The sequence below is a fragment of the Acinetobacter sp. P1(2025) genome, from assembly GCF_051390655.1.
Taxonomy (GTDB): domain Bacteria; phylum Pseudomonadota; class Gammaproteobacteria; order Pseudomonadales; family Moraxellaceae; genus Acinetobacter; species Acinetobacter junii.
The window spans coordinates 1-26,537 of the sequence record NZ_JBPKBJ010000026.1; the positions used below are offsets into that span (position 1 = coordinate 1).

Sequence of the window (26,537 nt, forward strand, 5' to 3'; positions counted from 1 at the left end):
ATATAAATGGGTAATGTACAAGTTGCTGTAGAAGCATGTTTAGTTCGTCTGATCACAGATACTTTATAAACTATTTTAATACTTTTTTGAATCCGTCAATGCGTAAGTCCTATGATCTTAAAGTTAATCTAAGTATCATTTAAATTGTTGGTGATACTCATTGCGCAATTTAACCAACTCTAGTGCCTGTACTTTGGCTTGTTCGAGCTGCCCCTTTTCAACCAAAGCATTGACTGAATCAATTTGAGCTAACAATAGATCTAAGCCATGTTGATATGCTTTAAGCTGTTCATCATCTTTAGACACACCTTCAAGCTTATGCGGTGAAGAAGCCTTTGATGCAACAGCTGCTTTGCGCATAAGCATCAATTGTTTCTTCGCTTCTGCTAAATCCTGAGTTTGAGCAAAAGCCGTCATACTTTTAGCCAATACTCGCATATCTGTTTCAAGTTGATGAGCAGATACGCCTTGATTGAACATCAACACACTTGCAAATAAAGTAGCTAAGCAAAATCCTTTTTTCATTGAAAATATCCTTTTTAGCGCTTAAGCATCAATATCTGCATTCAAGGCATTCTCTTCAATAAATGCACGACGTGGTTCAACATCATCCCCCATTAAACAAGAGAACATACGATCAGCTTCAATGGCATCATCAATCGTCACTTGGAGCATATGACGGTTTTCAGGATCCATCGTGGTTTCCCAAAGCTGCTCAGCATTCATCTCACCCAAACCTTTATAGCGTTGGATCATCATGCCGCGACGAGAATCTTGCAAAATATGCTGCCATACTTGATGGAAACTATTCACCTGAATACGACGATCGCCCTTCTGCAAATAAGCGCCCGTTTCGAGCAACGTAAACCAGCTCTTCGCATTCTTCAGTAAGCGTGCATACTCAGCAGAGTTTAACAATCCTGCGTCAAGCAAATATGAATGTGGCAAGTTATGTACATACACGGTGACACGTGGCCAATAATGAGCTGATTTCTCGCCGTGTGAGTTCTCACGTTCAAATGATTCTAAAGAAATCTCTGGACGTAAACTTGGTTGGAGTTTCTCAATTGCAGCACGTAATTGTTCTGCCCAAGACTCCACATAATCACGCTCGTGATTGTGATCCGCTTTAAAAGCTTCTAGTTCAAGCAGACCATCTAACAAACTCGCAGGATAACGTAGTGTTAAACGCTGCAAGCTTTTTTGCGACACTTGATAATCTGCAATAACTTTAGCTAAAGCTTCACCCGTAATCGCAGGTGAATCTGCACTTATATGCAAAGCAAGTTCATCAATCGCATTCGAAATAAGGTAGGTTTCTAATGCATCATTATCTTTGATGTATTGCTCCTGCTTACCTTTCTTTAATTTATACAAAGGTGGCTGAGCAATATAAATATGACCACGCTCTACCAATTCTGGCATTTGACGGAAGAAGAAAGTCAACAACAAGGTACGAATGTGTGAACCATCAACGTCCGCATCAGTCATGATAATTATTTTGTGATAACGTAATTTATCAGGGTTGTATTCTTCACGACCGATACCACAGCCTAAAGCTGTGATCAGCGTTCCGACTTCCTGACTTGAAATCATCTTGTCAAAACGTGCTCGTTCAACGTTCAGGATTTTACCTTTCAACGGCAAAATAGCCTGCATCTTACGGTTACGACCTTGCTTGGCACTACCGCCCGCAGAGTCACCCTCGACTAGATACAGTTCAGACAATGCTGGATCTTTTTCCTGACAGTCGGCTAATTTCCCTGGCAAACCTGCAATATCTAAAGCGCTCTTACGACGTGTCATTTCACGCGCTCGACGAGCTGCATCACGAGCTCGAGCCGCATCAATAATTTTGCCCGCGATTGATTTTGCTGCTTGAGGGTTTTCAAGCAAATAAGCTGAAAACTCTTTATTCATTGCTTGTTCAACAGCAGGTTTAACCTCACTCGAAACTAACTTCTCTTTGGTTTGAGAAGAGAATTTTGGATCAGGAACCTTTACTGAAATAATTGCAGTCAAGCCTTCACGAGCATCATCACCTGAAACAGCCACTTTCTCTTTTTTGAGTAAGTTTTCATTTTCCATGTAGCTATTTAAACCACGGGTCAAAGCCGCACGGAAACCTGCTAAGTGAGTACCACCATCTTTCTGTGGAATATTGTTGGTAAAGCAACGAACATTCTCTTGATAGCTATCATTCCACTGCAATGCCACTTCTACACCAATGCCATTGTCAGCATCAGTCGTGAAGTGAAAAATTTCATTGAGATGTGTTTTGCCTTCGTTAATGTATTTAACGAATTCTGATAAACCACCTTCGTAATCATAAACATTTTCGAGATTAACGCGTTCATCACGCAATACGATACGCACACCCGCATTCAAGAAAGAAAGCTCTCTTAAACGACGTGCGAGGATATCCACACTAAAAATGGTCTGACTAAAAGTAAGCTCACTTGGCCAGAAACGAACAGTTGTTCCTGTTTTATCTGTCTCACCCACAACCTTCAATGGATATTGAGGATCGCCATGGCAATATTCTTGCTCATGAATTTGACCTGCACGTTGAATGGTCAAATGCAATTTTTTAGACAGGGCATTTACAACTGAAACACCGACACCGTGTAAACCACCAGAAACTTTATAACTGTTGTCATCAAATTTACCACCTGCATGCAGGATAGTCAGAATCACTTCTGCCGCAGATACACCTTCTTCAGGGTGAATATCTGTCGGAATACCACGACCATTATCAGATACGCTAACAGATTCATCTTCATGAATCGTCACTAGAATTTCATCACAGTGACCTGCTAGTGCTTCATCAATCGCGTTATCCACCACCTCAAATACCATATGGTGCAAACCTGTACCATCATCGGTATCCCCAATGTACATACCAGGACGTTTACGAACCGCGTCTAATCCACGTAATACTTTAATGCTAGAGGAATCATAAGCCTTTTCATTTGTTTGTTCTGTTTGAGAGACTGATTGAGACTCTGAACTCATGGTTACTCCCTAGTTAATATCGAATCTATCCAAAAATGAGGAAATAAAATTATGGTGCAGCAAGACTGACTTGACCGTGTACAACATGGAACAATTGAAAGGAAATCGACAAATCATGTAAGTGTTTTAATACCGACGCATGGTCTAAGGTGGTCAGAAAAACCTGACTTCCTAACTGACTCAGTCGCTCAATTAAACGTTGTTGTGCAGCTACATCTAACTCTGCTGTCAGATCATCTAATAATACCACAGTTTCCTTATTACTCGCATGTAGCATTGCAATTTGTGACAGTTTTAATGCCATGATTAACAACTTTTTTTGCCCTCGAGACAACACATCATCAGCGTTACCTTGTGGGGTTTTTAGACGTAAATCAGCCCGATGCGGACCGTATTCAGTATATCGACGCTCAAGGTCTTTTTGATGTTGTTGAATAAGGTCTTGAAACAAGCCTTGCTCAGTATGAAATCCTGAATAGTATTCGAGTTCAATATCAATATCTGGCAAAAGCTGCTGTAAATCTTCACGAAAATATTGATTCCATTGCTCAACGATACTGATCCGTTGTGAATGTAAAATTTCACCATATTCACTAAGCATTTTGTTCCACGGCTCAAGTTCAGACAAACTGAGATTTCGACGTGTTTTTAATAGACTGTTTCGTTGTTTCAGAGCACGCGAATAATACTGCCAAGCAAAATAAAACTCAGGTTCCACGTGGAACATCAACCAATCCAAGAGCTGACGACGAGGTTTAGCACCATGATCGATAATATCGGTACTTTGCGGATCAATATGCTGCAAAGGGAGCAACTTTGCTAGCTGCCCTTGCGTTGCAATCGTATCGCCATTGACCTTAATTAATTGCTCACCAGAAATGAGTTTTTTCATGCCGACACGCTCAGTTGCGGACTGAGCAAATACGATCGCATCATTACACTGATGCTGAATATAATGTTTTGGAATATGCGTGCGAAAAGAGCGTCCAGTTGCTAACAAATGAATAGACTCTAGAATTGATGTTTTTCCAGAACCATTCGCACCATAGAAAATATTAAACGGCTGCAACTCAGTGAGTGCAACCGTCTTCAAATTTCGTACACGTTCTATATTTAAACGCGTGATTTGCATGATTTAAACCTAATACAACAATGCAAATTAAACTCGCATAGGCATAACAACATAAGTTTGATCAGGATGCGCAGGATCTTGTACCAATACCGACTGATTCGCCTCTGTCATACTCATTCGCACATCATCACCATCAAGAACACTCAACACATCAAGGATATATTGAGCATTAAAAGACATTTCAAGAGGTGCATCTTGATATTGGATGACTAAATCTTCACTCGCCTCGTCCTGTTCAGGGTTATTGGCGCGTAATTGCAACGTATCTTGGCTAAAATTCAAGAAAACACCACGTAATTTCTCATTACTTAAAATTGCAACGCGTTGTAGCGATTGCTTAAACACATCATGTGCAATCAACACATGTTTGTCACCACCGCGAGGAATCACACGACGATAATCAGGGAATTTACCATCAATCAACTTAGTCGTAAAACGAACTGTAATATCACCCTGTTCCTTATCTCGACTTGGCGTATTGATAGTTACATTCAACAACTCACGACCGATTAATAAAGTGAGTTGTTCATCTTCAATACTGAGCAAACGTTGTAACTCCCCTACTGCCTTGCGAGGAACGATCGCTTGAATTGAAGATGTCGCTGTTGATGAAGCTAACACTTCACACAATGCTAAACGATGACCATCAGTTGTCACTGTACGTAACTGATTTTGATCAATTTCTAGTAATGTCCCTGTTAAATAAAAGCGAACATCCTGAACTGCCATAGCAAATGCAGTCTTTTCAAATAAACGTTTGAGTTCACGCTGAGTGACTTGAACTTGCGTGCCTAAACTATTCTCAGTAGAAAGTAGTGGATAGTCTTCAGCTGGAAGAGTACCCAATACAAAACGACTGTTACCTGATTTCAAGATACAACGTTGATCTTCTGTGATTTGTAAATCGATCAAAGCCGCACTAGGGAGTGACTTACAAATTTCGACTAATTTACGCGCAGGAACCGTCGTTTCACCTGCTTCTATACAAGCACCATCAGCTAAGGTCGTACTGGCTACCAACTCAACTTCCAAATCAGAACCTGTGATCGTCAAGGCCTGCTGTGTGGTTTGAATTTTAACGTTTGAAAGAATATTCAACGTATGACGGCGCTCCACCGCACCCACAACGTGTGACAAAACATTGAGTAAACCTTCTTTAGCGATTTTCAAACGCACGATTTTATTCCTCTTACAACGGAAGCCGATAAAAATGTTAGCAGTGTACTATGCTGCACTTAAAACGAGTTTGCAACTCTGAAAATGAGTTTAACTTTGTAACAGACGAAGTAGATTTTTATAATCTTCATTAAAAATCGGATCTTCTTCGCGAAGACTTACAACCTTTTCACAAGCATGCATCACCGTACTGTGATCTCGACCACCAAAGGCCATTCCAATCTCAGGGAAACTATCCCCTGTCAATTCACGTGCTAGCCCCATTGCTAACTGACGAGGGCGAGCATAAATACGGGTACGCTTCGGTCCAACCAATTCTTTTAAGGGAATACGGAAATACTCACTCACGACGCGTTGAATATTCTCAACACTAATCGTTCTCGCTCGAATCGCTAAAACATCTTTCAATGATTCACGTACCACATCAAGATCAATAGAGGTACCTTTAAAGCGAGAAATAGCGACAACCTTATTCAACGCGCCTTCAAGTTCACGAACGTTTGCCACTACTTGTTGAGCGATAAATAAAGCACAATTGCGAGGTAAATCAACACCACTATTTTCAGCTTTTTTAAGCAAAATCTCGATACGAGTTTCAATATCTGGTGGTTCTACACCCACCGATAAACCCCATGAAAAACGAGAAACCAAACGAGGATCCAATTCAGTTAATTCTTTTGGATAACGATCTGAAGTTAAAATAATTTGCTTGGATTCATCTAACAGAGCGTTAAACGTATAGAAGAACTCAACAAGACTTGCTTCTTTACCTGCAAGTAAATGAATATCATCGACCAATAATAAATCTAGAGAACGACAGTTTTTCTTAAATTCTTCAACTTTGCCTTTTTGCAAAGAGCTTACAAAGTCTTGTACAAAACTTTCAGAAGTCATGTACATCACACGTGCATTCGGTTTTGCTTGTAACAGCGCATTTCCGACAGCTTGCATCAAGTGTGTTTTACCCAAACCTGTAGGGCCATAGAGAAACAATGGATTATGTTGCGATGCACCAAGCTGCGTTAAAACTTTTCGACAAGTTTCAGCTGCCATCTGGTTTGAACGACCTTCGACAAATAAAGAAAAAGTGAATAAAGGGTTTAATTGTCTTTTCTTAGGAATTTTAGAAACTGGGGGATTCGCTTGAACCAATTCAGCTTCTTTTTTTACTTTCATTGGGGAAGGCACTGCTGTGCTCAAAGCAGCTGTCGTTGTTGCAGGCTGTTCACTCGAAGATAAAATCGTTCCAGGTCTTGAATCGACCAATATCTCTACTTGACGCACTCGCCCTTCAGACAGTTGTTCAGCCAATATAGAAATCAACTCGAGATGATTATCTTGAATATAACGAGTCCAATAAGGGTTGGGTGCATATAAACGCATCACACCATCCACTTCTTCTGCAACTAACGGGCGAATCCACATCGCAAAGACGTTATCAGATAGCTCTTGTCGCAAGCGAGTTAAGCAGTCTGTCCAGAGCATGTGCATCCCCTATATATCCATTTTTTTAAATTTAAAAGTAAAAAAGCCTATACCCCACCTTTCGAAGGGGTCGCCATTCTAACCAAGTTATCCACATCTGTCAGGCAAATTTATGGGACTTTTGCCGAAAAAGAAAGCGTTTGTTTATAAATTTAAATTTAAAAGCACTTGTGAATAACTTTTAGCACAAGCTGTGGATATTTTTAACACCAAAGTTATCCACAAAGCATAAAACCATTAAAAACACACTTATCCACACCGTAATCTCATGATTAAAAATGAAAATAGTATGATTTCCACAAAAAACCTCAACCCTAATAGTAATAAATTTAAATTTTAAAATTTGAATTTACTTATAAGTGGGATTCTAAATGTGGATAACTAAAATGTTTTAAATTTAAATTCAAAATACCGGAACTAAATTTAAAATCAAAAATGAATTGTTGATAACCTTGTTGGTATGGTGTGAATATAAGGTATTTCATATAAAATTTAAATAGATAGCTTGTGAATAATTATTTTTCTTAATTTCATATATTTAGTTGAGAACAATCAACTTGCTGCAAAACAAAGCAAACAATATGTAAAGTTTTTGCATTTTGATTGACAGAATAAAGATTGCGCAATAAAATCGCGGACCTTTATAGAAAGATCATTTTTGGGAGTTTCGATATGAAACGTACTTTCCAACCATCTGAATTAAAGCGTAAACGCGTTCATGGTTTCCGTGCTCGTATGGCAACTAAAGCTGGTCGTCAGGTTTTAGCTCGTCGTCGTGCGAAAGGTCGTCACAGCTTAACTGTTTAATTACTGTTAAGCCGACCAGACTTGGGTGATGGCACTTTACAGTTTTGGCACTGAATCTCGTATTCGTTGTGCTGCAGATTATAAAAGTGTATTTGATGGTGCGCTTTTTAAAGTGCATCAGCCCCATTTCCTTTTTTTAGCAAAATTAACCGAACAGCCGAATAGCCGTTTGGGTATTGTCGTTGCTAAAAAAAAGGTGCGTCGTGCACATGAGCGAAATCGAATAAAACGTCTTGCTCGGGAGAGCTTTCGTTTACATCAAGCACAGTTTGATGCAGACATTGATATTGTGGTAATGCCTAAAGTGGGTATAGAAGCAATTGCGAATAAAGAATTACATCAGCAATTAGATTTTGCTTGGCAAAAATTACAACGTTTAGCAAAAAAGCATTCTAAAGTCGTTGTGACCTCCCTCCAAAATTAGAGATCTCCAATGGTACGTCTACTGCATTGGTTGATAAGATGTTATCAAATCGCAATCAGTCCATTATTGGGGCCTCGGTGCCGTTATATTCCAACTTGTTCACAATATGCGCTTGAAGCTTTACAAACGCATGGTGCGGCAAAAGGTGTATGGCTTTCTACCAAGCGGATTTGTCGTTGCCATCCATGGGGTGGATCAGGCTATGACCCAGTACCACCCAAAGCACTTCGTTTTATTTCGTTTCATCAAATAGATTCTCAAATGCATCACGTTGCTGTACCCTTTCGTGATCGTTTACTCAAGCAAAATCTCTCTAACCATTTGGGATAATAGATATGCAACAATGGGCCAGATTTGCAATTCTTGGAGCCATGTTTGTTACCGCATATTTGCTAATTTTGGCTTGGCAAAAAGATTATGGTCATGCACAACCTGCTCCGCAGCAACAAGCAGCAGCAGTCACCACGCATGAAGTATCTGCAGATTTGCCAAATGCTCAAAATGCAACAGCGGCTTCAGACTTGCCACAAGCAAATGTGACTGCATCACAAACCACAGAAAAGTCATCTGTGAATCAGCAACTGATTTCTGTTAAAACGGATCTTTATCATCTTTGGATTAACCCAAAAGGTGGGGATATTGTCCGTGTTGAACTACTAAGCCATGATGAAAGCAAAGACAGCGAAAAGCCGTTTGTTATGCTTGAAAGTGATGCGAAACGTACTTATGTCGCTCAATCCGGTTTAATTGGTTTGAATGGTCCTGACAGTAGCCGTAGTGGTCGTCCGACTTATGATGTTGAAAAAACAACATATACTTTGGCTGATGCAAAAAGCATAACGACGCAGGATGGAAAAAAACAACAGGTCTTAACAGTACCTTTAGTTTTCAAAACACCTGAAGGCGTAGAGATCATCAAATCATTCACCTTCACGCAAGGTGATTATCCGATTACAGTCAAGCACCAAGTCATTAACCGTAGTCAGCAAAACTGGCAAGGTCAAATGTTTGGTCAGCTGAAACGTGATAATTCTGATGATCCAGGGAAGTCTTCTCAAGGTATTTTCACACTAGGTACCTATCTAGGTGGAGCATGGGGTACACCTGAAGAGCCGTATAATAAGTTGAAATTTGCTAATTTCTCAGATGAAAAACTGAGTTTAGAAGCAAAAACAGCATGGGTTGCAATGGTTCAGCACTACTTTGTGAGTGCTTGGGTACCAGGTAATTTAAAACTGACACAAGCAGATGGTCAGCCTTATGTTGCTAAGTTAGAATCTCGTCAATCTACCGATAATATGAATATTATTGGCTTCACTTCACCAGTGATCAATGTACCCGCTGGTACTTCAATGGAAGTGGATGCTAAACTTTATTCAGGTCCAAAAATTCAATCAGAACTCAAAGATTTAGCACCTGGTTTGAACCAAACTGTAGATTATGGTTGGTTATGGCCAATTGCTAAATTATTGTTCTTAGGCTTACAGTTTTTCCATAACCTCGTAGGTAACTGGGGTTGGTCAATTATTCTATTGACGATCCTTGTGAAAGCGATTTTATGGCCACTTTCTTCGAAAAGTTATCGCTCTATGGCGAAAATGCGTGTGATTGCACCTGAAATGCAACGCATGAAAGAAGAGTTTGGCGATGACCGTATGCGTTTCTCTCAAGAAATGATGGCATTGTATAAGCGTGAGCAAGTTAATCCGTTATCAGGTTGTTTACCATTACTATTACAAATGCCAATTTTCTTGGCTTTGTACTGGGTATTGATGGAATCTGTAGAGCTACGTCACGCACCTTGGTTAGGTTGGATTCAGGATTTATCTGCGATGGATCCATGGTTTATTCTGCCGTTGATCATGGGTGTCACCATGTATGTTCAGCAAATGCTTAACCCACAACCAACTGATCCAATGCAAGCAAAAGTATTCCGTATCATGCCGATCATGTTTACGGTATTTATGTTGTTCTTCCCAGCAGGTCTTGTGCTTTACTGGATTGTGAACAACAGTATTACTATTTTGCAGCAATCGTTCATCAATAAAAGCGTTGAGAAAGATCGTCTGAACAAGTCAGAGTCAGCGTCTTAATCTCGAACTTTTACTGAATAAATCCGCTTAAGATGGTAATCTTAAGCGGATTTTTCTTTGGCTGTTTTTTGGATTTTTTAGATGAACACTATGCAACATCAAACCACTATTGCGGCGATAGCTACTCCCTTAGGTCGTGGCGGTGTTGGCGTAATTCGTTTGTCAGGACCAAAAGCGTATGCGATCGCTGAACAACTTACAGCGAAAGGTTTACCAGCAGCTCGTATGGCTGGATTTCGTCAGTTCTATGATGCTGATGGTACGGTCATGGACGAAGGAATTCTCTTATGTTTTCCAAATCCACATTCCTTTACAGGTGAAGATGTGGTGGAAATACAGGGACATGGTGGTCCTGTCATTCAAAATACATTACTTGCCCGATTACTTGACTTAGGTGCTGTAGCAGCCAAAGCAGGTGAATTTTCAATGCGTGCCTTTGAAAATGGCAAAATGGATTTAGTACAAGCTGAAGCGATTGCAGATTTAATTGATGCAAGCTCTCAAGCGGCTGCACGTTCAGCAGTTCGTTCACTACAAGGTGCCTTTTCCACCAAAATCAACACCGTATTAGAAAAATTAATTCATTTACGCTTGCATGTCGAAGCTGCAATTGATTTTCCAGAAGAAGAAATTGATTTCCTTGCGGATGGAAAGATTCTAGCGTTGTTGGATGATGTACAAAATTCAGTTAAGGCAGTACAACAATCTGCGCGTCAAGGTCAGTTGTTACGCGAAGGATTACAAGTTGTGATTGCAGGTAAACCAAATGCTGGTAAATCGAGCCTCTTGAATGCGCTCGCAGGACATGAGCGTGCGATCGTTACTGATATTGCTGGTACGACACGTGATGTGTTGCATGAAAAAATTAGTTTAAATGGGTTGCCGATCACATTGACGGATACAGCAGGTTTGCGTGAAACAGGAGATATTGTTGAACGTGAAGGGATCCGCCGAGCAATCAAAGAAATTGAACAAGCTGATCTATTGTTACTGGTTTATGATTTGAACCAAAATGATGATCCATTGTTGTTGGCTCAAGAATATTTTGCTGAACATTTAGAGCCGAAACGTTTACTTTTAATTGGAAACAAATGTGATTTAACAGGTCAAGCGGCCGAATTAAGCGATTATCAGGGCTTCCGTCATATTCGTGTTTCAGCAAAACAAGATATGGGTGTTCAGGCCTTGATAGATGCGATTACAGCGCATGCTGGCTTCCAACCAGAAGAAGATACCTTTATTGCGAGAACTCGTCATTTAGACGCAATGAAGCGTACTCAGCGCTATTTAGCAGAGGCGCGTGAGCAACTCGTTGTGTTTAATGCAGGAGAATTGGTTGCTGAATCATTAAGACTTGCTCAAAATGCCTTAGGCGAGATCACAGGTGATTTTAGTGCCGATGATTTGTTGGGTAAGATTTTCGGTTCATTTTGTATTGGAAAGTAATCACATTTACAAATCTAAGAGGTAAAATAGATATCATAAAAAGCATTAAATTCCATTTATTTAGTGTTTTTTTATTAAAATATTGATTTGGATTTGGTGTAGCAAAAGCCTAATAATCAAAAAATGCAGTGGTATAATAATGATTATAATCGACCCGATAGCATCTCAGTCTGAGAATGATTTTATATACCAATGGCTTGATGCACGATTCTATAATTCACTCGGCATCACGTTCTTTCTTGAGAGAACAAAAGACAATCATGCTAAATGGGAGCTCTTACGTGTATATGATCTAGATGTTTCGGATTTACTACTAGGTATTGCTATTATTTCTATTGAAGGAACTTGTTTTTGGTTACCTGATGAAAGAGATGTAAATAGATTACTTTGTTCTACTCTTTTGGAGCGCCGTCCTAAGCGTATCGTAACGAATACAATTGGACATGATTTACTGCATCGTTTTATCGGTGAATGGGGGCATATAACACGGGAGTATGATCAATGGATCATGGTATGCTCAAAACATGTTCCTAAAGCAACAGGACGTTTGGCATTGGTATCAGATATTGACCAACTCGTCGAATATCAAGCTTTGTATAATCAAGAACGTGCAGTTAAAGAAACACCTGATTGGATGTTACTAATTAAACAAAGAAAAATTGCAGTCTATGAAGTGGATGGCAAAATTGTCTCTATCATTAGATTTGGTATCGAAACTAATCGTTTAGTGAGCATAGGAGGAACATACACATTCCCTTCTTATCGTCGGCAAGGTTTTGCTCAGTGTGTTCTAGCGTTTGTGGTTAATCATATTGTAGATCATGGGCGAATAGCACATTTAATCGTTGATAAAGAGAATAATCCCGCTGTTGAACTTTATAATAAGATGGGCTTCGAATATGTCGGTTCGTCTTATACTGTATACCCCGATTATTTATAACAACAAAAATTTTAAATAGCTTAGATCAATAAAATCTAAGCTATTTTTATATTTAAGCCTCTTCTTGCTCCTCAACTTCCTCTTCTTTGACCATATTCAGTGAAGTGGTTGAAACGGGCATCCCATCTTGGCGTGAACTTTTTAATTTAATTTGCAAGCGTAATTCATTGACAGAGTCGGCGTTACGCAATGCTTCATCGTAACTAATTGCACCTTCGTTATATAGATCAAACAAAGCCTGATCAAAGGTCTGCATACCTAACTCGCGAGATTTGGTCATGATCTCTTTGAGCACATGGAATTGCCCTTTCAAAATATTGTCTGCGATTAATGGCGTATTGAGGAGGATTTCAATGGCAGCTCGACGACCTTGACCATCTTGAGTTCGTACGAGACGTTGAGAAATAATCGCTTTCATATTGGATGAGAGATCCATCAACAATTGATTGCGACGTTCCTCTGGGAAAAAGTTAATAATACGATCCAGTGCCTGATTGGCATTGTTGGCGTGCAGTGTTCCTAAACATAGATGCCCTGTTTCAGCAAAAGCAATCGCATGTTCCATCGTTTCAGTATCACGTATTTCACCAATTAAAATCACATCTGGTGCTTGGCGTAGCGTATTTTTCAACGCGTGATGCCATGTATGACAATCAACTCCAACTTCACGGTGTGTGATCATGGATTTTTTGTGTTTATGGACGTATTCAACAGGATCTTCAACGGTAATGATATGTCCAGCAGAGTTCTCATTTCGATGATCAATCATGGCTGCTAAAGAGGTTGATTTTCCTGATCCTGTTCCGCCAACCACCAGTACCAAACCACGTTTTTCCATAATCACATTTTTTAGTGATTCTGGGAGTTTTAGTTTTTGAAAGGTTGGAATTTCAGATGTAATGGTTCGAATCACCATGCCTATTTGTAATTGTTGTTTGAATACATTGACCCGAAACCGTGAAACATTCGGGACATTAATGGCAAAGTTACATTCCCAATCATTTTCGAAGTCTAGACGTTGTTTGTCATTCATTAAACTATAAGCAAACAACTTAGTTTTTTCTGCGGTAAGCGCTTGTTGTCCTAAAGGGCGCATTAAACCCTGTAGCTTAATGCTAGGTGGGAAATCTGCGGTAATAAATAAATCAGATCCCCCGTACTCAACTACTTTAGTGAGCATATGAAACATAAAGGTTTTGGCTTCTTCTAATAATTCAGTGGTATACATGGGTCAACCTAACGTAAAAACGAGACTTATGAGTGTTGTTTGTTGGAAAATGGTTCATCAAAAGAAAACATCTCCTTGTTTCTTTTAAATGAAGGACAACACGGTTTTTTGAATCATCAGATTATTTCAAAAAGCGACCAAACGTTCTACTTTTAATATATTTTTTGTTTTTATATCAATGTGCTGTGATAATTTTTGTCGCTTTTTTACTTCGCGTGTTTGTAAAAGTGTGATCCATTTCAAATCGAATTTAGCGCTATGATGTTCCACGTGAAACATTGCTGTATTTAGTTCAAGTTTGGTTGTATCTCAGTAAGCTCAGCTACCCCTTAAACATGATATGCGTACAATACGGAAAACCTTTTATTCGAGTTGCACTATGCTAAAAAAAATTGGAATGCTGGCTGTGTTGGGAGGAGTGTCTACTCTAGCAATGGCGAATGTTGAGACATTGAAAAGCAATTTAAGCAAACAGTATCCAAATATGGAGATCACAAATATCCAAAAAACAGAAATGTCAGGCTTGTATAGTGCCAATCTTGATAATCAAATTATTTACTTGGATGAAAATGCACAACATATGTTCATAGGATCTATGATTCGCCTGCAAGATCAGAAAAATCTGACTAAGGATTTAGTGCTCAAACAAAACTCTATTGATTGGAAACAACTTCCTTTTCAGGATGCAATTAAAACGGTAAAAGGTAGTGGTAAACGTCAGTTGGCTATTTTTTCAGATCCGAATTGCCCGTACTGCAAACAGCTAGAAGCAGAACTTGATAAACTTAATGATGTGACTATCTATACATTTATTTATCCATTAAAAGCACAATCACTCACTGTATCTAAGCAGGTCTGGTGTGAGCAAAATCAAAGTGTAGCGTGGAAAAACTTATTGCAAAAAAATGTTCAGCCGAAAGCAAAAACATGTGAAAACCCAATTGAGAGAAACCTGAGCTTAGGACGTAAATTGGGTGTGAATGGTACACCAACGTTAATCTTTTCAAATGGTTTAAAAATGGTGGGTGGGCGAAGTGCCGCTGATATTCAAATGATTTGGAAAGAACTAGGTTTATAACATCAGATGCTCCCAATTCAAGTTAATGATTTGGGAGCTATCAGATTGATTAGGTCTTTTTCATAATTAAATTATAAATAAACAGAATAATCACTGCCCCTATCACAGAAGCAATAAATCCTGCTGCTGAATTTTCACCATAAAGACCCAACAGTCGGCCACCATAAGTCGCGAGTAAAGAACCTGCGATACCAAGCGCAGTCGTCACTATAAAGCCTGCTTTATCATTTCCTGGATGCAAAGCGCGAGCAATCAAACCCGCAAAGAAACCAACGACGATTGCTACAATCAGAGACCACATTGTATTTTCTCCTTGTTTTAACATTAGTATTTTGTCTTATCCTGCTAGATTTCACCTTGAAATGTCTGTAGTCAATTGCCCACTTATGTCGTATTTTTGTGCAAAATTGAACAGTGTTTGATGAAAGCTCAAGTATAAAAAAAGGTACGCAAGCGTACCTTATCAATATTTAATCTGCTTTTAGTTATGACAGCATCGTTATCAAAAAATGCTAAGAACCTATGGCAATTAAAGACCAATTTCTCCAATGAATGGGAGATGACGGTACTTCTGATCGTAATCTAGGCCGTAGCCGACAATAAAACGATCTTCGACTTCAAAGCCTAAGAATTTCACTTCTAAATCAATTTCACGGCGTGATGGTTTGCTCACCAGAGTACATAGTTCGATTGAATTTGGATTACGTGTTTTGAGCATTTCAACAACTTTGCTCAAGGTATTCCCAGAGTCAATAATATCTTCGACAACGAGGACATCTTTGCCGTTAATCTCACCATCGAGATCTTTTAATATTTTGACATCACGCGTGGAAACCGTACCACCGCCATAACTTGAAACCGTCATAAAGTCGAGTTCATGTGGCTTTTCAATTGCACGGCATAAATCTGCCATGAAAATGACTGAACCACGCAATAAGCCAATCAATACCAGTTCTTTATCACTTTGAGCATAGTGTGCGTTGATTTTGTCACCAAGTTGTTTCACTTTGGCTTGGATCTCTTCACTGGAAATCATTACGCGCATTGCAACAGTCATCGATAGATTCCTAAAACTTTAAAAATGGGAAAATAAAAAAGGTGTTGACCTGCAACACCTCGAAATCTTGAGTTAATACGAGAATTTTAAAACAAAATGAATTTTCATGCATCTTTTGATGCCGATGAAAATGTATCATTTTGAGAGGAATGACTGTCTCGTCGAAGTAAGACAGCACATCCGATCGCCAATAAGAGGAGTCCTAAGCTTTTTGAATTAAATGCTTTGGTTTTGCTGATAGGCTTTTTGTCCATAAATATAGGTCGCTTCAATATTGCGGTCATCGCCCATGGTAAATAGTGCAAACAAACTGTCTTCGATGGATTTAGCACGTGATTGACGCAATAGTTGTAATGCCGTTGCTTTAAGATCAAGTACTACAAAATCCGCTTCTTTACCGACATTAAAGTTACCCAGTTTATCATCTAAATCCAGCGCTTTTGCACCACCTAAAGTGGCATGGTACAACGATTCATATGCGGATAATTTATCGCCTTGTAGTTGTTGTACCTTGTAGGCTTCATTGACTGTTTGCAATAGGCTAAACGAAGTTCCTGCACCAATATCTGTACCGAGTCCAACTTTGACTTGCTGATCCCATGTTTTCTTTAAGGGAAATAAGCCACTGCCTAAGAACAAGTTTGATGTTGGGCAAAAAGCAATTGCTGAGTTTGTATCATGCATACATTTCCACTCAGTATCTTCTAAATGTACACAGTGTGCGAAAACGGAGCGCTGACCTGTTAAACCATAGTGATGATAAACATCAAGATAACCATTTTGATGAGGAAATAAATCTTTCACCCATGCAATTTCATCTTTATTTTCACTTAAATGCGTGTGCACATACACATCAGGGAACTCTGCTTTAAGTTGCCCTGCTCGTTCAAGTTGTTCTGGTGTCGAGGTTGGTGCAAAACGTGGGGTAATCGCATAAAGTGCGCGACCTTGACCATGCCACTTCTGTATTAACGCTTTAGAATCAACATAAGCGCTTTCTGCGCTATCACATAGCGCTTCAGGTGCATGACGATCCATCATTACTTTGCCTGCGATTAAACGCATTTGGTGCTGTTCTGCGGCTTCAAATAAGGCATCAACAGACTCTGGATGTACGGTACAAAAAACTAAAGCTGTGGTCGTACCATTTTTGAGTAGTTCATTAACAAAAAATTTGGCAATTTCTTGTGCATAGGCTTTGTCTTTAAACTGGATTTCTGTTGGAAATGTATAGGTATTTAACCAACTTAATAATTGTTCACCATAAGCACCCACCATTTCAGTCTGTGGGAAGTGAATGTGCGTATCAATCATTCCAGGAATGATCAGTTGTTCTGGGTAATGTTGAATCTCAACATCTGTAGGAAGATGATCTTGAGCAGCTTCCCAAGGGCCAAACCAGCGAATTTTGCCCTGTTCAGTGATTAGAACACCATCCTCAATATAACGAACCTGCTCTGCGATCTCTGTCGCGTGTGAAACTATGTTTTGAATATCTAAGAAGCGACCACGAACAACCGTGATGGGAGTAGCCAAAGTCATAACAACCTACAATTTTACTTTTTTCGATTGATTGTACCTGATTTTGATCATTTTACTGGATTGTTCTCATATTTTGACGCAGTAAAATGGATTGAAGTGAACTAATCATCTGAATCAATTCACTTTACTTTTAAGCTCAAATGAGTAAATTGTCAGCAATAATTATACTTTTTGGAAAAATAAGCATGTATTTTTGGAATACCAAAGCACTTGCACATGAACTTGCCGAAGATACTTTGAGCAAACAGCATTATAAAAATTATTATTTAGCTGCGGCTTTGGTCGTGAGTGTGGTGTATTACTATGGGATGTATTCTCCTTATTATGATGTACGTGTGATTAGCCTAGAAGCTATTTTAACTTTATTGATTATGCTGATTGGTATTCAACGAACCTATCAAGCCAATGGTGCTGATGAGGGAATCAATTTTTTGAATCGGATCACCGCCCTCTCCTTTCCGATCTTGATTCAAACCACGGTTGCTGGTGTGGTTTTTGGAGTTGTTCTTTTGCTGATCTATCAATATTTTGGATTGGCTCAGACTGCATTTGCAATATGGTATGAATGGTGTGTGTCAGCCTTTACAATTTTTCTGCAAATTTTATTTTTTACACGTTTAGTGTCTTATATGAAACGTGTGGCAGCACATACGATTTAAACTTGATACGGTCAGAATGTATGTCATTAAATCCTGACCGATTGATGATTGTTATCTAGATTTACTCTATAAAATAATGCGCTGCGAAATGTGCATCATTGCCAATAATGTCATAACAGTCTTCACGAATCGACATGCCTGCGCATTGATGTCCGACCATCCATAACCCCAGTGTCGGTAACTGACCAGAAAATAACGGCGTGTCGACCCACTTCTGAATCACATAACCATATTTGTCATAGTCATCAAAATAAAAACTACCTGAAGCAGCGCCCTGATCCTGACCATCTTGCAAGACACGGATATTTGCCCCTTCTCTCGCCAAGATTGGTTTTTTTACCCATTTTCCACTGAAGTGTTGTTCAGGGTCATAGGCATAGGTTTCAACCAACAGTGGGTGATTTGGATACCGCTTCCATAGCTCAACTAAAATCGCTTTATTGGAGAGCAACATTTTCCAACACGGTTCGATCCAGTTCGTTTCTGGCTGAAGATACTGGGCAAATGATTCTTCCCAAATCCATTCCCACGGATATAACTTAAATAGATTTTGAATCGGTCGATTGTTTAGATCTACAAAACTCTGACCATTCCAACCAATATTTTCCATCGACAGTTCAGAGACCTGTAAATGAGCTTGAAAGGCAGTATCCATTAAGTATTCTAAATTGCCCCAATCTTCTCTCCCTGCTTCCTGACAAGCTGCAAAGTGGAGATGGCTCCCGCGAGGTAAAATAGTTTTCCAACGCTTAATCAGGTCTTCGTGAATGCTGTTGAATTGATCTCGATTTGCAATGCCTGAGACTTGTTCGATCCATAGCCATTGCGCTACAGAGGCTTCCAATAACCCCGTGGGTGTATCAGCATTGTATTCCAGCATTTTGATCTGCAATCCATCATAGGCGAAATCAAAACGTCCATAGAGCATCGGACTATTCCGTCGCCATGAATGCTCAATATGTGGAATAGCAGCCTGTGGAATCTGGAAATAATTGGGATAATCACCACGTTGAATTAAATCCCCTACTACAGCTAAACACATTTGATGAAGTTCGTTTGCTGCATCTTCCAACTGTTCGATTTGTTTTAGCGTGAACTCGTAGGCGACACCTTCCGACCAATAAATAGAACCGTCCAATGACGGTAGATTAAAATAATCGAAACCAATCTTTTGGTGTTCAAGCTGCCAATCGGTACGTGGGGAAAATAGTTTTCTTTTCATGTTGTTTTTCTAATTTAACCACCGAAGGACATGCCACCACGTCCAAATCCGCCACGGATTGGAGAAGACAATGAAGAGCTTTTCAGCGTAGTTGAAACAGTGGGTTGTCCCACACTAAGATTGCTTCTAGGTCGTAAAGTATGACCTCTAAACGAGACCTCACGATTATTTTGGTAGTATTGTGGTCCTAGATAACGGTTTGATCCATAACTACCTGCATAATAACCACTACTCGCGTTGTTATTCTCTTCTTCACAAGTGTCAGTATTCCAGTCAGCTGCGCAGTCATATTGGTTGTTGTAAACATCTTGAACCAATGGACCATCATTATGGCTACATGCAGTTAATAATAGCGGGACGACAACGAGATTGATTTTTTTAGAACGCATAATCTGCCACTCATTTAATTCAGTTGTAAGCGCCTTCATGGCGAAGTAACTTTGTTTATTATGTTTCTAATCATAAAGATAAAAGCGTAAAGCCGACATATAATATTGATCTGTTTTTTTAATGTACAGTCTAATTTTTAGTTTTTAAATCTCAAGACATCTGAAGCTCAGATGTCTTGAGTGATTCGCTTATGATTGTAGCTGTTTTTTGTTATGACGCAGAGAAAGGTAAGCTGTAATGCTTAAGACGAGGACGATGAAGCCTAATGAAATCCAAATCGGCATATGGAACACGTCGAGCATTAGCATTTTTGCACCAATAAACAGTAAGATAATCCCTAAACCGTATGGTAAGTAATGCAATTTAGTTGCCGCACCAGCCAACAAGAAGAACATTGCGCGTAAGCCTAAAATCGCCATTAGGTTTGCAGTCAAGACGATAAATGGATCACTTGTTACCGCAAAAATCGCTGGAATTGAGTCGACCGCAAAGATAACGTCGGAACCTTCAACCAAAATCAGAACTAAAAATAATGGTGTCGCCCACAACAAACCATCACGGCGAACAAAGAATTTTTCACCTTCAAGTTGTGGCGTGATACGCATATGTTTGCGTAACCATTTTAAGGTTTTGATATCTTCGATATTGGTTTCTTCGTCTTGTCCTTTTAGGAATTTGAAACCTGTATAGACCAAGAACGCACCGAAGATGTAAAGAACCCATGAAAACTCTTGAACGAACCATGCACCGATAAAAATAAAGATGGTTCTTAATACGATGGCACCTAATACGCCGTAGAGTAGGATTTTACGTTGCAGTGCAGAAGGAATCGCAAATGCAGAGAAAATCATTAACCAAACAAAAACGTTGTCAATCGCTAAAGATTTTTCTAACAAATAACCTGCAAAGTATTCCATGGTTTTTTGGTTGGCTATACCTACCCCAACAGTTTGTTGTAAATAGAACCACAAACCACCACCAAACATTACCGCAACTGAAACCCAAGCAATACTCCAATAAGCCGCTTGCTTAATTGGAACATCCTGATTTTGCTTTTGTTTAAAGCCCAAAAAATCGATCAGTAGCATCACGATGACGATGCCAAAGAAGATGGCATATAGCCATATATTACCGATAGTGTCCATCACAACTCCCTATCTGGCAAATGGGCATAAAAAAACCTTGACCAGTTGCCAGATGAATAAAAAAACATCTGTTTCAACATGATCAAGGTCTTGCCTACATCACAATGTACTGTGATGCTCAGAGTCCGACTTTTTGCAAAGTGTAATGACGAAACTCTGACACCGAAGGCATGATATGCACTTGGGCTTGGAGGAGGCTACTCCCCTTGTCAAACTAATTCTGTATGGACGGTAACATCCAAATATGTATATAGGATTACATAATTTGTGTGTTTGTGCAATTTTTGAATGAATAAATTTTCAACAATATTTTATCATGCTCGTTGTTGCCCTTTCATTCTGAAGGATTTTCTTTGCAATGATGAACAAAATACAGCGTAGAGAAAAAACATATGAGTGCTGAAAAACTTCACCACACAACATTAAAGGCATTTGCCCCACGAGATCCCCAAGAATCACATCGTGCGGCTACCCCTTTGGAGTTGTTATTTGATTTGGTTTTGTTGTTGCGATTGCAACTGCAGGTCAACAACTGCATCACGCTATGATCGAAGGTCATTTGTGGCATGCTTTACCAACCTACTTTATGGTGTTTTTTGCACTTTGGTGGGCATGGATGAACTTTTCTTGGTTTGCTTCAGCATATGACAATGACGATACGCTGTATCGTTGTTTGACCTTTGTGCAAATGGCTGGTTCTTTAGTCATGGCGGCAGGTATTCCTGCGGTATTTCAGCAGCATAATTTTGACATGATCATTATCGGTTATGTGATTATGCGTTTGGCTTTGGTGACCCAGTGGATTCGTGTCGCTAAACATGATCCTTTACGAAAAGTAACCGCCTATCGATATGCCATCGGCATTGTATTAGTTCAATTCATCTTGGTCCGTTGCTCTTTCTAGTGTTGGTGATATGTGAATTAGCAGTACCATTCTATGCCGAAAACATGCGATCACACCTTGGCACCCACATCATTTTGTGGAGCGTTATGGCTTGTTGACGATTATCGTATTAGGTGAGTCGATTATTGGATGTTTTGCTGCTACTCAAGATGCATTTTCGAATCAGGTATTGAATCTTGAAGAGATTTTTCTGATTGTAGATGGGCTATTGATGATGTTTGCGATGTGGTGAGTTTATTTTGATCGCAGTCATCACCACCATCAACGCCGTGGTGTACAACCATTTTTATGGGGTTATGGGCACTTTCTCATTTTTATTAGTATTGCTGTGTTAGGGGCTGCATTAGCCGCTGCGGTCGATGTTTCAACGAAACATGCCGAAATTTCAGCTCAAATGATGGGTTTGATTATTGCCGCAAGTTTAGTTGTTTATAGCACCTGCGTATGGCTATTTTATGAAGCGTTTTATTTAAAGGGATGGAGACGTTAGATTTATCCAATCACGGTTTTTATTCTATTGTGTATGCCATTTATCTTTAATCAGATTGGACACATTGTGTTTGGGATTGCGATTGTCTACATCCTTCGTCTTATGTTGTCTAAAGCTTTTTGATGAATTGTGATGATGAGCAAAGCATCACAACGCATTAAGCTTCCTTTCCATTTGAACTACCACCAAGTTTGGCGTTTTAATACGCTAACTTGGTAGGCTCAAAAAATTTTCAAAATTTCATTTCGAAGAAACTGATGGCGAGGATTCTTTCTGACGTGTTCGTGCCAATACATCCCCATTTTAATTTTAGGCAGCTCGATGGGTAACTGATGTATTTTTAAATCTTGCGCATAATGCAGATGTTTTAAAATACTGTGAGGAATGGTGAGAATCGCCTTGGGATACTGAGCCAAGACTTGTAAGGCAGTGGAATAGTGCTGACAGCGCATAAAAATTTGTCGAGAAAGTTGCTGTCGATTGAGATAAATATCTTCAAGCAATAATCCTGTTCGCCGAGAGGACACACCGATATGTGGTGAGGATAAATAGAGCGATAAATCCATCTCTGTTTGAAGTGTACACGCCACAAAATGATCTTCAATCAAGTTTTCAAACTGTAAATTTTCTTGATAGGGTTGTACTAGATCAATCACAAAATCAATTTGTTGTGCTGAAAGATCAGCCAGCATATTTTTTCGATCAAGTTTGGAACTCAAAAACTGAATATCGAGATTGAGTTGACTAAAATGATGCACTAATTGAGGAAAAATAATCGGTTCAATTTCATCATGAATTGCGATTTTCAAGCTTTGTAGCATGCTAGGATCAAAGTCGTGTTGTGGAATCGCAATATTTTGAATCGTTGATAACGCCGTTTGAATCGGTTGATAAATTTGTTCGGCAAAAGGTGTGGGAAGCATTTTTTGTCCACTGCGCACAAATAATTCATCTTTAAGTTGCAGACGCAAACGTTGTAAAGCATGACTGACCGCAGATTGACTAATACAAAGAATTTGAGCGGCCTTAGAAATGCTTTTTTGCTCAAAAATCGCAATAAAAAGTGGATACAGATTGATATCAATACGAAGGAAGTTACCCACTTCCAATGGATTTGTATTATGAATCTGATTCATAGTTTTGCATAAAATAAAATCATTTCATTCATAATAAGTTTTCGCTTAAGGTGATGTAAAGCAGCGAATTCAGTTTCGCCACATATTTACCTTGAGGGAAATGATGATGTTTGCATTATCTGAACGTGCACAGGATTTTATTGCTCGCACACAGGCGTTTATCCAACAAGAAATAGAACCAATAGAAAAAGCATTTTGGGATGAAGTGCATCAACTCAATGTCGATGGTGACTGGACGAAATGGCAGTGGCCAGCTCAACTCGAACAACTCAAAACCAAAGCCAAAGCAGCAGGCTTATGGAATATGTTCTTGCCTGATAGTGAACTGGGTGCAGGTTTATCGGTACAGGAATATGCACATATTGCTGAATTGACGGGGCGTAGTTTACTGGCTCCGACAGTATTCAACTGTAATGCGCCTGATAGTGGCAATATGGAGCTGCTATGGCGTTATGGCAGTCAGGAACAAAAACAACAATGGCTGCAACCACTACTGAATGGTGAGATTCGGTCTGTATTCTGCATGACTGAACCTGCGGTCGCGTCAAGCGATGCGACTAATATGCAAGCCACGGCAGTGATTGATGGTGATGAAATTGTTCTGAATGGGCGTAAATGGTGGTCATCTGGCTTGGGTGATCCGAATGCAAAAATCATTATTTTTATGGCTTATACGCCAGACCCCAACAAAGATCGTCATCATCAACACTCAATGGTATTGGTACCGATCGACACGCAAGGCGTAACGATTGAACGGATGTTGCCTGTGTTTGGTGATTACGATGCACCGCATGGACATGGACAGGTCAGTTTTGACAATGTGCGTGTACCTGTGAGCAACTTTATTGGTGGTGCGGGTCAAGGATTTGAAATTGCTCAAGGGCGCTTAGGACCTGGTCGTATTCATCACTGTATGCGTTGTATCGGTGCAGCGGAAAAAGCGTTAGAACTCATGATTGATCGTGGCATGTCACGCAAGGCATTTGGTAAAGAAATTCTTAAACTTGGCGGCAATTTAGAACGTGTCGCGGAAGCCCGTGTGCAGATCGATCAAGCTCGCTTATTAACGCTGTATGCTGCTTATAAGATGGATACCTTAGGTAATATGGCAGCACTCACCGAAATTTCTGCAATCAAAGTCGTTGCACCGACTGTATTGCAAAACGTCGTTGATATGGCGATCCAAATTCACGGTGGTGAAGGTGTGTCACGCGATACTCCGCTGACAGCATTTTTCAATCAAGCACGCAGTTTACGTTTAGCTGATGGACCTGATGAAGTGCATAAGGGCATGATTGCTAAATTAGAATTGAAAAAACGTGGCTATGGTCGTTAATAAGGATAAAAAAATGACAATGATTGATATCGGCGGTCAGGTTCGTCACGGTGAAGAATTGGATATTTCCGCTGTTGAAAAGTGGTTAAAGGATCAGGGTGTTCAACTGCAAGGTCAAGCACAAGTCACTCAATACTCAGGTGGCGCTTCGAATTGGACCTATCGTTTGCAATACGATAATCAAGATTTAATCCTACGACGTCCACCGAAAGGCACTAAAGCCAAATCAGCGCATGATATGGCTCGTGAATACAATGTGCAGAAGCATCTTGCACCGTTCTACCCTGTCTTGCCTGAAATGGTTGCATTGTGTCAGGACGAGAACGTAATAGGTTGTGATTTCTATGTCATGAAACGGATTGAAGGCATCATTCCGCGAGCTAATTTACCCAAAGAATTACAATTGAATCAGTCACAAGTTCAACAGTTGTGTCTGAATGTTTTGGATAAATTAATTGAATTGCATCAAGTGCCATATCAAGGTACAGAACTGGAAAAACTGGGCAAAGGCGAAGGCTATTGCCGCCGTCAAGTTGAAGGTTGGGATGCACGTTATAGTAAAGCGCTTACGCCAAATGTACCTGATTTTAGCTTTGTGCGGAAATGGCTACAGCAACATATTCCAGCGGATTCTAAAACTTGTGTCATTCATAATGATTGGCGTTTTGATAATGTCATTTTAGATCCACAACAACCAACTACAGTGATCGGAGTACTGGACTGGGAAATGGCGACTATTGGTGATCCGCTGATGGATTTAGGCAGTGCTCTCGCCTACTGGATTCAAGAAGATGACGATGCTTTGATGAAGTCTAGTCGTCGTCAACCGACCAATCTACTAGGCATGCTGACACGTCAACAGGTGGTGGACTACTACTTGGAAAAAACTGGTTTGCAACCTGCCAATTGGGCATTTTATGAAGTATTTGGTTTGTTCCGTTTGGCGGTGATTGCTCAACAGATTTATTATCGTTATTACCACCAGCAAACCGATAATCCTGCCTTTAAGGATTTCTGGATTTTGATTCATGCCTTGCATATTCGGGCGTTAAAACTGATTGCAGCAAACAATGCTGAAGCACAGCAATTGATTCCTGAATATGGCGCAAAACTACAGGATATTTTAAAACGATGAGCACAATTTATCTGGTGCGACATGGGCAAGCCTCATTTGGTGCGGCAAGTTATGATCAGCTTTCGGCCAAAGGTGAACAGCAGGCACAGGTGGTGGGTGATTTTTTTAAGCAAACCCTGAAACATCCCCCACTGGTGGTTGCAGGTTCAATGCAGCGTCATCAGCAAACAGCGCAATTGGCCTTGTCAAAAAGTTTCCATGATGTACCGATTCAAACCCAATCATCATGGAATGAGTTTGATCACCAGCATGTGTTTTCCCAATACGAACCACGGTTTAATCAACCTGAATTGCTGAAACAGGATGTTGAACTGGTTGCCAATCCTCGGGCCTATCTGGGCAAAATTTTTGATGGTGCGATTGACCGCTGGATTGGAGCGCAATATGACCATGAATATCATGAGACTTGGTTAGGCTTTCAGACCCGTGTAGAAACTGCTTTGCAAACCCTGTGTGAGCATCTTGATGCGACACAACAGCGTCAAGCCGTGGTATTTAGTTCAGGCGGCGTGATTTCTGTGGCGGTTGGCAAGGTTCTAGGTCTGAATGCTAAACAGATTTTTGCGCTCAATTGGTCGATTGCCAATGCCAGTATCACCACATTGCGTTGGACAGATGGTCGTTTGCAATTACTCAGTTTCAATGAGCATCACTATTTGAAAGCGCGTGATGCTGAACTCTTAACATGGATATAAAT

At 39.9% G+C, this 26,537-nt stretch carries 24 protein-coding genes and 1 pseudogene; 12 read left to right on the top strand and 13 right to left on the bottom strand.

Going from position 1 to position 26,537, the window contains the following annotated elements; genetic code table 11:
• Positions 1 to 135 precede the first annotated feature (135 nt).
• From cybC to dnaA, 5 genes are all read right to left on the bottom strand, one after another.
• On the bottom strand, positions 136 to 525 hold the full coding sequence (gene cybC / locus ACSC97_RS08290) for a cytochrome b562 (RefSeq protein WP_004914578.1): 390 nt from the start codon (positions 523 to 525) through the stop codon (positions 136 to 138).
• 21 nt (positions 526 to 546) lie between these two features.
• Positions 547 to 3,015, bottom strand: a complete 2,469-nt coding sequence (gyrB, locus tag ACSC97_RS08295; protein ID WP_004950013.1) for a DNA topoisomerase (ATP-hydrolyzing) subunit B — start codon at positions 3,013 to 3,015, stop codon at positions 547 to 549.
• Between the two features lie 49 nt (positions 3,016 to 3,064).
• Positions 3,065 to 4,147, bottom strand: a complete 1,083-nt coding sequence (gene recF, locus ACSC97_RS08300; protein WP_004914572.1) for a DNA replication/repair protein RecF — start codon at positions 4,145 to 4,147, stop codon at positions 3,065 to 3,067.
• Between the two features lie 27 nt (positions 4,148 to 4,174).
• Positions 4,175 to 5,323, bottom strand: a complete 1,149-nt coding sequence (gene dnaN, locus ACSC97_RS08305; RefSeq protein ID WP_436660390.1) for a DNA polymerase III subunit beta — start codon at positions 5,321 to 5,323, stop codon at positions 4,175 to 4,177.
• A gap of 90 nt (positions 5,324 to 5,413) precedes the next feature.
• On the bottom strand, positions 5,414 to 6,808 hold the full coding sequence (dnaA, locus tag ACSC97_RS08310) for a chromosomal replication initiator protein DnaA (RefSeq protein WP_004914566.1): 1,395 nt from the start codon (positions 6,806 to 6,808) through the stop codon (positions 5,414 to 5,416).
• A gap of 672 nt (positions 6,809 to 7,480) precedes the next feature.
• On the opposite strand from dnaA, the gene rpmH reads away from it, so the two are divergent.
• From rpmH to ACSC97_RS08340, 6 genes are all read left to right on the top strand, one after another.
• The gene (gene rpmH / locus ACSC97_RS08315; protein WP_000831329.1) at positions 7,481 to 7,615 is read left to right on the top strand and encodes a 50S ribosomal protein L34; all 135 of its coding nucleotides are present in this window, start codon (positions 7,481 to 7,483) and stop codon (positions 7,613 to 7,615) included.
• A 28-nt stretch (positions 7,616 to 7,643) separates the two neighbouring features.
• Entirely contained in the window at positions 7,644 to 8,039 is a 396-nt protein-coding gene (gene rnpA / locus ACSC97_RS08320; protein ID WP_004950005.1) for a ribonuclease P protein component, read from the top strand.
• 9 nt (positions 8,040 to 8,048) lie between these two features.
• Positions 8,049 to 8,369, top strand: a complete 321-nt coding sequence (gene yidD, locus ACSC97_RS08325; protein ID WP_004950001.1) for a membrane protein insertion efficiency factor YidD — start codon at positions 8,049 to 8,051, stop codon at positions 8,367 to 8,369.
• Between the two features lie 5 nt (positions 8,370 to 8,374).
• The gene (gene yidC, locus ACSC97_RS08330) at positions 8,375 to 10,132 is read left to right on the top strand and encodes a membrane protein insertase YidC (protein ID WP_112986339.1); all 1,758 of its coding nucleotides are present in this window, start codon (positions 8,375 to 8,377) and stop codon (positions 10,130 to 10,132) included.
• A gap of 90 nt (positions 10,133 to 10,222) precedes the next feature.
• Positions 10,223 to 11,578, top strand: a complete 1,356-nt coding sequence (gene mnmE, locus ACSC97_RS08335) for a tRNA uridine-5-carboxymethylaminomethyl(34) synthesis GTPase MnmE (protein ID WP_436660418.1) — start codon at positions 10,223 to 10,225, stop codon at positions 11,576 to 11,578.
• A 139-nt stretch (positions 11,579 to 11,717) separates the two neighbouring features.
• Entirely contained in the window at positions 11,718 to 12,518 is an 801-nt protein-coding gene (locus tag ACSC97_RS08340; protein ID WP_436660394.1) for a GNAT family N-acetyltransferase, read from the top strand.
• 52 nt (positions 12,519 to 12,570) lie between these two features.
• On the opposite strand, the gene ACSC97_RS08345 is transcribed toward ACSC97_RS08340, so the two are convergent.
• Entirely contained in the window at positions 12,571 to 13,746 is a 1,176-nt protein-coding gene (locus ACSC97_RS08345; protein WP_004914541.1) for a PilT/PilU family type 4a pilus ATPase, read from the bottom strand.
• Positions 13,747 to 14,125: 379 nt separating this feature from the next.
• Between ACSC97_RS08345 and ACSC97_RS08350 the strand changes: the two genes are divergently transcribed.
• Positions 14,126 to 14,824, top strand: a complete 699-nt coding sequence (locus ACSC97_RS08350) for a DsbC family protein (protein ID WP_039047176.1) — start codon at positions 14,126 to 14,128, stop codon at positions 14,822 to 14,824.
• A gap of 49 nt (positions 14,825 to 14,873) precedes the next feature.
• Here ACSC97_RS08350 and ACSC97_RS08355 read toward each other — a convergent pair whose 3' ends face one another.
• From ACSC97_RS08355 to guaD, 3 genes are all read right to left on the bottom strand, one after another.
• Positions 14,874 to 15,125: a GlsB/YeaQ/YmgE family stress response membrane protein gene (locus tag ACSC97_RS08355; RefSeq protein ID WP_004949988.1), complete on the bottom strand. Its 252-nt coding sequence runs from the start codon at positions 15,123 to 15,125 to the stop codon at positions 14,874 to 14,876.
• A gap of 228 nt (positions 15,126 to 15,353) precedes the next feature.
• Entirely contained in the window at positions 15,354 to 15,881 is a 528-nt protein-coding gene (gene hpt / locus ACSC97_RS08360) for a hypoxanthine phosphoribosyltransferase (protein ID WP_004914531.1), read from the bottom strand.
• A gap of 216 nt (positions 15,882 to 16,097) precedes the next feature.
• Positions 16,098 to 17,423: a guanine deaminase gene (guaD, locus tag ACSC97_RS08365; RefSeq protein WP_436660397.1), complete on the bottom strand. Its 1,326-nt coding sequence runs from the start codon at positions 17,421 to 17,423 to the stop codon at positions 16,098 to 16,100.
• Positions 17,424 to 17,608: 185 nt separating this feature from the next.
• On the opposite strand from guaD, the gene ACSC97_RS08370 reads away from it, so the two are divergent.
• On the top strand, positions 17,609 to 18,082 hold the full coding sequence (locus ACSC97_RS08370; RefSeq protein ID WP_004914520.1) for a hypothetical protein: 474 nt from the start codon (positions 17,609 to 17,611) through the stop codon (positions 18,080 to 18,082).
• A gap of 61 nt (positions 18,083 to 18,143) precedes the next feature.
• Here ACSC97_RS08370 and ACSC97_RS08375 read toward each other — a convergent pair whose 3' ends face one another.
• From ACSC97_RS08375 to ACSC97_RS08385, 3 genes are all read right to left on the bottom strand, one after another.
• Positions 18,144 to 19,304 carry a glutathionylspermidine synthase family protein gene (locus tag ACSC97_RS08375; protein ID WP_325802190.1) on the bottom strand — a complete coding sequence of 387 codons (1,161 nt, stop codon included), beginning with the start codon at positions 19,302 to 19,304 and terminating at the stop codon, positions 18,144 to 18,146.
• A gap of 14 nt (positions 19,305 to 19,318) precedes the next feature.
• Positions 19,319 to 19,693, bottom strand: coding sequence for a hypothetical protein (locus ACSC97_RS08380; protein WP_017397592.1), 375 nt, complete (start codon positions 19,691 to 19,693; stop codon positions 19,319 to 19,321).
• Positions 19,694 to 19,882: 189 nt separating this feature from the next.
• A complete protein-coding gene (locus ACSC97_RS08385) occupies positions 19,883 to 20,839 on the bottom strand; it encodes a TerC family protein (protein WP_004914511.1) in 957 nt (318 codons plus the stop codon).
• A 392-nt stretch (positions 20,840 to 21,231) separates the two neighbouring features.
• Between ACSC97_RS08385 and ACSC97_RS08390 the strand changes: the two are divergent.
• A pseudogene (locus ACSC97_RS08390) lies at positions 21,232 to 22,394 on the top strand (low temperature requirement protein A).
• Between the two features lie 60 nt (positions 22,395 to 22,454).
• Here the strand turns inward: ACSC97_RS08390 and ACSC97_RS08395 are convergent.
• Entirely contained in the window at positions 22,455 to 23,369 is a 915-nt protein-coding gene (locus ACSC97_RS08395; protein ID WP_436660401.1) for a LysR family transcriptional regulator, read from the bottom strand.
• A 106-nt stretch (positions 23,370 to 23,475) separates the two neighbouring features.
• On the opposite strand from ACSC97_RS08395, the gene ACSC97_RS08400 reads away from it, so the two are divergent.
• From ACSC97_RS08400 to ACSC97_RS08410, 3 genes are read left to right on the top strand one after another with little or no spacing between them, the layout of a single operon-like run.
• Positions 23,476 to 24,705, top strand: a complete 1,230-nt coding sequence (locus tag ACSC97_RS08400; RefSeq protein ID WP_020899676.1) for an acyl-CoA dehydrogenase family protein — start codon at positions 23,476 to 23,478, stop codon at positions 24,703 to 24,705.
• A 13-nt stretch (positions 24,706 to 24,718) separates the two neighbouring features.
• The gene (locus tag ACSC97_RS08405) at positions 24,719 to 25,840 is read left to right on the top strand and encodes a phosphotransferase family protein (RefSeq protein WP_436660403.1); all 1,122 of its coding nucleotides are present in this window, start codon (positions 24,719 to 24,721) and stop codon (positions 25,838 to 25,840) included.
• On the top strand, positions 25,837 to 26,535 hold the full coding sequence (locus tag ACSC97_RS08410; protein ID WP_436660405.1) for a histidine phosphatase family protein: 699 nt from the start codon (positions 25,837 to 25,839) through the stop codon (positions 26,533 to 26,535). Before ACSC97_RS08405 ends, ACSC97_RS08410 begins: the two co-directional genes overlap by 4 nt.
• The last annotated feature ends 2 nt before the right edge of the window (positions 26,536 to 26,537 follow it).

Bases quoted from the DNA above. Each gene is read 5' to 3' on its own strand.
- cybC (WP_004914578.1), bottom strand. From the start codon at position 525: ATGAAAAAAGGATTTTGCTTAGCTACTTTATTTGCAAGTGTGTTGATG.
- gyrB (WP_004950013.1), bottom strand. From the start codon at position 3,015: ATGAGTTCAGAGTCTCAATCAGTCTCTCAAACAGAACAAACAAATGAA.
- recF (WP_004914572.1), bottom strand. From the start codon at position 4,147: ATGCAAATCACGCGTTTAAATATAGAACGTGTACGAAATTTGAAGACG.
- dnaA (WP_004914566.1), bottom strand. From the start codon at position 6,808: ATGCTCTGGACAGACTGCTTAACTCGCTTGCGACAAGAGCTATCTGAT.
- rpmH (WP_000831329.1), top strand. From the start codon at position 7,481: ATGAAACGTACTTTCCAACCATCTGAATTAAAGCGTAAACGCGTTCAT.
- rnpA (WP_004950005.1), top strand. From the start codon at position 7,644: ATGGCACTTTACAGTTTTGGCACTGAATCTCGTATTCGTTGTGCTGCA.
- yidD (WP_004950001.1), top strand. From the start codon at position 8,049: ATGGTACGTCTACTGCATTGGTTGATAAGATGTTATCAAATCGCAATC.
- yidC (WP_112986339.1), top strand. From the start codon at position 8,375: ATGCAACAATGGGCCAGATTTGCAATTCTTGGAGCCATGTTTGTTACC.
- mnmE (WP_436660418.1), top strand. From the start codon at position 10,223: ATGCAACATCAAACCACTATTGCGGCGATAGCTACTCCCTTAGGTCGT.
- ACSC97_RS08340 (WP_436660394.1), top strand. From the start codon at position 11,718: ATGATTATAATCGACCCGATAGCATCTCAGTCTGAGAATGATTTTATA.
- ACSC97_RS08345 (WP_004914541.1), bottom strand. From the start codon at position 13,746: ATGTATACCACTGAATTATTAGAAGAAGCCAAAACCTTTATGTTTCAT.
- ACSC97_RS08350 (WP_039047176.1), top strand. From the start codon at position 14,126: ATGCTAAAAAAAATTGGAATGCTGGCTGTGTTGGGAGGAGTGTCTACT.
- ACSC97_RS08355 (WP_004949988.1), bottom strand. From the start codon at position 15,125: ATGTGGTCTCTGATTGTAGCAATCGTCGTTGGTTTCTTTGCGGGTTTG.
- hpt (WP_004914531.1), bottom strand. From the start codon at position 15,881: ATGACTGTTGCAATGCGCGTAATGATTTCCAGTGAAGAGATCCAAGCC.
- guaD (WP_436660397.1), bottom strand. From the start codon at position 17,423: ATGACTTTGGCTACTCCCATCACGGTTGTTCGTGGTCGCTTCTTAGAT.
- ACSC97_RS08370 (WP_004914520.1), top strand. From the start codon at position 17,609: ATGTATTTTTGGAATACCAAAGCACTTGCACATGAACTTGCCGAAGAT.
- ACSC97_RS08375 (WP_325802190.1), bottom strand. From the start codon at position 19,304: ATGAAAAGAAAACTATTTTCCCCACGTACCGATTGGCAGCTTGAACAC.
- ACSC97_RS08380 (WP_017397592.1), bottom strand. From the start codon at position 19,693: ATGCGTTCTAAAAAAATCAATCTCGTTGTCGTCCCGCTATTATTAACT.
- ACSC97_RS08385 (WP_004914511.1), bottom strand. From the start codon at position 20,839: ATGGACACTATCGGTAATATATGGCTATATGCCATCTTCTTTGGCATC.
- ACSC97_RS08395 (WP_436660401.1), bottom strand. From the start codon at position 23,369: ATGAATCAGATTCATAATACAAATCCATTGGAAGTGGGTAACTTCCTT.
- ACSC97_RS08400 (WP_020899676.1), top strand. From the start codon at position 23,476: ATGTTTGCATTATCTGAACGTGCACAGGATTTTATTGCTCGCACACAG.
- ACSC97_RS08405 (WP_436660403.1), top strand. From the start codon at position 24,719: ATGACAATGATTGATATCGGCGGTCAGGTTCGTCACGGTGAAGAATTG.
- ACSC97_RS08410 (WP_436660405.1), top strand. From the start codon at position 25,837: ATGAGCACAATTTATCTGGTGCGACATGGGCAAGCCTCATTTGGTGCG.